The sequence below is a fragment of the Streptomyces sp. NPDC046261 genome, from assembly GCF_040646235.1.
Lineage (GTDB): Bacteria > Actinomycetota > Actinomycetes > Streptomycetales > Streptomycetaceae > Streptomyces.
In genome coordinates this window covers 1-5,093 of the sequence record NZ_JBEYZU010000045.1, presented here as the reverse complement: position 1 = coordinate 5,093, position 5,093 = coordinate 1, and the positions used below count along the sequence as shown (strand labels likewise).

The following is a 5,093-nucleotide window of genomic DNA, read 5'->3' as shown; positions in this document are numbered from 1 at the left end:
CGGACGCTTCCTTTGTACTCACCCTCTCGGGCTTTCCTCCGGGCGCTTCCCTTCGGTATTTCGTGTTTCCAACCTTACCAGATCCGTTTTCCGTTTCTTCCCGCATCCCGAAGGAGCGGTAGGATTCGGATTGCGTTTCCGGTTCCCGTTGGCGGGGTTTCCGACTTTATCAGATCCGGTCCGGCCGATCGTAATCGGCTTTTCGGTCCCGATAAGGGGTCGAAGACGCTTCGTATGAAATCAATTCACTGGCCGAAGCTGGTCAGACACTAACCGTTGCGGAGGAACTGGTCCAGTTCGTCGCAACCGTTTGAATCTACCTCCCCACGCGTCCCGTGTCAACGGTCTGTGTGGGGCGAAGAGAACAGTACCAGCTCCTGAGGGCGTCACGTGAACGACGACGGGGGGCTCTCCAGGTCCTCGAGCTCGATGCCGGGGGCCGAGAGCACCACGTCGCCGGCGAGGTGGACCCTGTGCTGCTCCCCCGTGTCCAGGGCGCTGACCTGGTACTCGTCCACTTCGAGGGGGCCGTTGTCAGTGCTGTGTGCTGTCCTGGCGACCAAGGCCCACGACTGGTCGACCGTGAGGGGGGCGAGGACCGGGGCGGTGAAGTGGACGAGGCGGACGCGTGTCGCCCCCTGGCCGGGGGACAGCCGGAGGAGGCGGGCGATGGCCACGTAGAAGGCGGGGGAGGTGCCGGTGAAGGCGTGTGCGCGGACGTTTCCTTCCGACGCGTGCTCGCCGGTGGGGTCGGTGCGGACCCAGGTGACGCCTTCGAGGGCGGCTCCGCGCACCTGCCAGTCGGCGCTCTGCAGCTGGAGGCGGATAGGACGGCCGAGGTCGTCGATGGCGAGGTCGACCGAGCCGGCGGGGGTGCCGGAGGGGTCGGTGATCTGGGAGACGTAGCGCCACCCGGAGGGGCCGGGGGCGCAGTGGAAGCGCTCGTCGCCGAGGGGGGAGTGATCGTGGGGGTCGTGGAGGGAGTAGCGGCCGCGGGGCATGGTGGTCAGGTCCTTGACGCGAACGGGACAGGCCCCCGCCCTGGGGGCGGGGGCCTGTTCTATCAGTTACTCAGGCAGCTGCCGTGGTTTTGGCTGCTCTCAGTAGCGGTAGTGGTCGGGCTTGTACGGGCCCTCGACCGGGACGCCGATGTAGGCGGCCTGCTCCGGGCGCAGCGTCGTGAGCTTCACGCCGAGGGCGTCGAGGTGGAGGCGGGCCACCTTCTCGTCCAGGAGCTTGGGCAGGACGTAGACGTCGGTCGGGTAGGACTCGGGCTTCGTGTAGAGCTCGATCTGGGCCAGGGTCTGGTCCGCGAAGGAGTTCGACATGACGAAGGACGGGTGACCGGTGGCGTTGCCCAGGTTGAGCAGGCGGCCCTCGGACAGCACGATGAGCACCTTGCCGTCGGGGAAGGTCCAGGTGTGGACCTGGGGCTTGACCTCGTCCTTGACGACGCCGGGGAGCTTCGCCAGGCCCGCCATGTCGATCTCGTTGTCGAAGTGGCCGATGTTGCCGACGATGGCCTGGTGCTTCATCTTGGCCATGTCCGAGGCCATGATGATGTCCTTGTTGCCCGTGGTCGTCACGAAGATGTCGGCGGTCTCGACGACCTCGTCCAGGGTGGTGACCTGGTAGCCGTCCATGGCCGCCTGGAGCGCGTTGATCGGGTCGATCTCGGTGATGATCACCCGGGCGCCCTGGCCGCGGAGCGACTCCGCGCAGCCCTTGCCCACGTCGCCGTAGCCGCAGACGACGGCGACCTTGCCGCCGATCAGGACGTCGGTGGCGCGGTTGATGCCGTCGATGAGGGAGTGGCGGCAGCCGTACTTGTTGTCGAACTTCGACTTCGTCACCGCGTCATTGACGTTGATCGCGGGGAAGAGCAGCGTGCCGGCCTGCTGCATCTCGTACAGGCGGTGGACGCCGGTCGTGGTCTCCTCGGTGACACCGCGGATCTCGGACGCCAGCTGGGTCCACTTCTGCGGGTTCTCGGTGAGGGTGCGGTTGAGGAGCGTGAGGATCTGCGCGTACTCCTCGCTGTCCGCCGTCGCCGGGTCGGGGGCGGAGCCCGCCTTCTCGAACTCGACGCCCTTGTGGACCAGGAGGGTGGCGTCGCCACCGTCGTCGAGGATCATGTTCGGGCCGCCGGTGGGGGTGTTCGGCCAGGTCAGCGCCTGCTCCGTGCACCACCAGTACTCCTCCAGCGTCTCGCCCTTCCAGGCGAAGACAGGGACGCCCTGCGGGTTGTCCGGGGTGCCCTCCGGACCGACGGCGATGGCGGCGGCCGCGTGGTCCTGGGTGGAGAAGATGTTGCAGGACGCCCAGCGCACCTGTGCGCCCAGCGCCACGAGAGTCTCGATCAGTACCGCGGTCTGCACCGTCATGTGCAGCGAGCCGGTGATGCGGGCGCCGGCCAGCGGCTGCGCCTCCGCGTACTCCTTGCGGATCGCCATCAGGCCGGGCATCTCGTGCTCGGCGAGGGTGATCTCCTTACGACCGAAGGCCGCCAACGACAGGTCCGCGACCTTGAAATCCCGGCCGGTGGTGGTAGTCATACGGGCTGCTCCTCCTGTGGGGCGAGCGGGCGTTGGGTACGGCTGTGCACGCGGTCAAGCCCAGCGTGCGCATGTGTCAGCCCACACTGGTCCCCTGGCCGCAGCGCAGTCCGTCGGAGGCCCTCTCTCCCTCGGCCGGTCCGCACTCGCGGCCCGCCCGACCGCCATCAGCAGCGACGTCTGGCTCTTGCCCCGAATCTACACCGGGCCACCTGGGGAGCCCCAGCCCCCTTTCGACAAGTTCCGGACTCGCCCCCGGCCGACCTGTCCGTCGGTCCGTCAGGTGTTGCAGGATGCGGGCAGTGATGAGTGATGAGGAGACCCCGTGACGTCATCGGCCGATCCGCCCGCCCCCGCGGCGGGGAGGGGACAGCGGCTCAAGTTGCTTGCCGTGACCGCCTGCCCGACCGGCATCGCGCACACCTATATGGCGGCGGAGAAGCTGCAGCAGGCGGCGGAGGCGCTCGGTCATGACATCAAGGTGGAGACCCAGGGCTCGATCGGTGCGGAGAACGTCCTCTCCGACAACGATGTCAGCGAGGCCGACGGGGTCATCATCGCCGCCGACACGGACGTCGACCGCAGCCGCTTCGCCGGCAAGAGGGTGCTGTCCGTGGGGGTGGCCGAGGGCATCCACCATCCCGAGCGGCTGATCGAGCGGGTGCGGGAGGCGCCAGTGTACGAGCCCCGTGGCGGGGCCGGTTCCGGTGCCGGGCCGGTGCCGGTGGCCCGGGGCGCGCTGCCCGGGGGCGGCAAGGGGCGCGGGGTCACGTACAAGGCGCTGATGAACGGCGTCTCGTACATGATTCCGTTCGTCGTCGTGGGCGGGCTGCTGATCGCGGTGTCGCTGGCGCTGGGCGGCGAGCCCCGGGCGGACGGCGGGCTGGTGATTCCGGACGGCTCGTTCTGGAAGCACGTCTTCGACATCGGGGACATCGGCTTCAAGCTGATGATCCCGATCCTGTCGGGCTACATCGCCTACGCGATCGCCGACCGACCCGCCCTCGTACCCGGCATGGTCGGCGGCTGGATCGCCAACACGGGTGCGCTGTACGACTCCGAGTCGGGCGCGGGCTTCATCGGGGCGATCGTGACGGGCTTCCTGGCCGGCTACGTCGTCCTGTGGATCAAGAAGGTCGACGTTCCCCGGTTCGTCCGGCCGATCATGCCGGTCATCGTGATCCCGGTGCTGGCGACCTCGGTCGTGGGCCTGTTCTTCATCTACGTCCTCGGCCGCCCGATCTCCTGGGTCTTCGAGCACCTCACCAGCTGGCTCGGCGGGCTGACCGGTACGAGCGCCGCTCTGCTCGGCGTCATCCTGGGCCTCATGATCGCGTTCGACATGGGCGGGCCGGTCAACAAGACGGCCTTCCTCTTCGGCGCGGGCCTCGTCTCCAGGAACCCCGAGATCATGGGCATGTGCGCGGCGGCCATTCCGGTGCCGCCGCTCGGCCAGGGGCTGGCCACGGTGCTACGGCGCGGGATGTTCGACGAACAGGAGCGGGAGACCGGGCTGGCGGCGCTGTTCATGGGCTTCTTCGGCATCACCGAGGGCGCGATCCCGTTCGCCGCCGCGCGCCCGGCGCGGGTGATTCCGGCGAACATGCTGGGCGGCGCGGTGGCGGGTGCCATCGCGGGGCTCGCGGCCGTCACGGACAGCGTGCCGCACGGGGGGCCGATCGTGGCCGTGCTCGGTGCGGTGGGCGGGGTGCCTATGTTCCTGATCGCGGTGGCCGTGGGGACGGTGGTGACCGCCCTGGCGACGGTCAGCCTCATGGCTGTGGGCTCCTCCGCCGCCGGCCGTGCGGCCGTGCGGCGGGCCGGGGTCGGGGCCCGGGCCGGGGCGGCTGTGGCCCCCGTGGCGGTGGCCCGGGGCACCGACGAGGCCGGGGTTCCGGCCCGGCCCGGGACGCCCGGGGCGCCGCCCGAGGTCCTCTCGGGTTACCTCACCGAGGCGACCGTGCTGCGGGAGCTCGCCGCGGGCGACAAGGCGGCGGCGATCCGGGAGATGGCCGAACTGCTGGCCGTCACCGGCAAGGTGAGGGATGTCGACGCTCTCCTCGACGCGGCCCTGGCCCGGGAGGAGCTGGGGACGACCGGTCTGGGCGAGGAGATCGCCATCCCGCACGCGAAGACGGATGCCGTCACGGCACCGGTCGTGGGCTTCGCCCGGTCGGCCGGGGGCATCGAGTGGGGGGCGCTGGACGGTTCGCCGGCGCGGCTCGTTTTCATGATCGCCGTGCCGGAGGCGGCGGCGGGGGACGAGCACTTGCGGATTCTGGCGTTGCTGGCGCGGAAGTTGTTGGATGCGGGGTTTCGGGAGCGGTTGTCGGGGGCGGGGGATGTGGACGCGATCCTGCGGGTGCTGGGCGAGATCCGGTAGGGCTCCCGCCCCGGGGGCGGGGCGGGAGGGACTTTCCCCCACCCCGCCCCTTCCCGTAACCGGGGGCTCCGCCCCCGGACCCCCGGTCCTCAAACGCCGGACGGGCTGGATTTGGCCGGGATGGGTGGGTTTTTCGGGGGCTGCGCCCGACGACC

At 69.7% G+C, this 5,093-nt stretch carries 3 protein-coding genes; 1 reads left to right on the top strand and 2 read right to left on the bottom strand.

Annotated elements, in window-relative coordinates:
- Positions 1 to 386 precede the first annotated feature (386 nt).
- Together ABZ956_RS30385 and ahcY are read right to left on the bottom strand one after the other, a co-directional pair.
- Positions 387 to 1,001, bottom strand: coding sequence for a hypothetical protein (locus ABZ956_RS30385; RefSeq protein WP_361900705.1), 615 nt, complete (start codon positions 999 to 1,001; stop codon positions 387 to 389).
- Between the two features lie 99 nt (positions 1,002 to 1,100).
- On the bottom strand, positions 1,101 to 2,555 hold the full coding sequence (ahcY, locus tag ABZ956_RS30380; protein WP_361900702.1) for an adenosylhomocysteinase: 1,455 nt from the start codon (positions 2,553 to 2,555) through the stop codon (positions 1,101 to 1,103).
- Positions 2,556 to 2,880: 325 nt separating this feature from the next.
- On the opposite strand from ahcY, the gene ABZ956_RS30375 reads away from it, so the two are divergent.
- A complete protein-coding gene (locus ABZ956_RS30375) occupies positions 2,881 to 4,938 on the top strand; it encodes a fructose-specific PTS transporter subunit EIIC (protein ID WP_361900699.1) in 2,058 nt (685 codons plus the stop codon).
- Positions 4,939 to 5,093 lie beyond the last annotated feature (155 nt).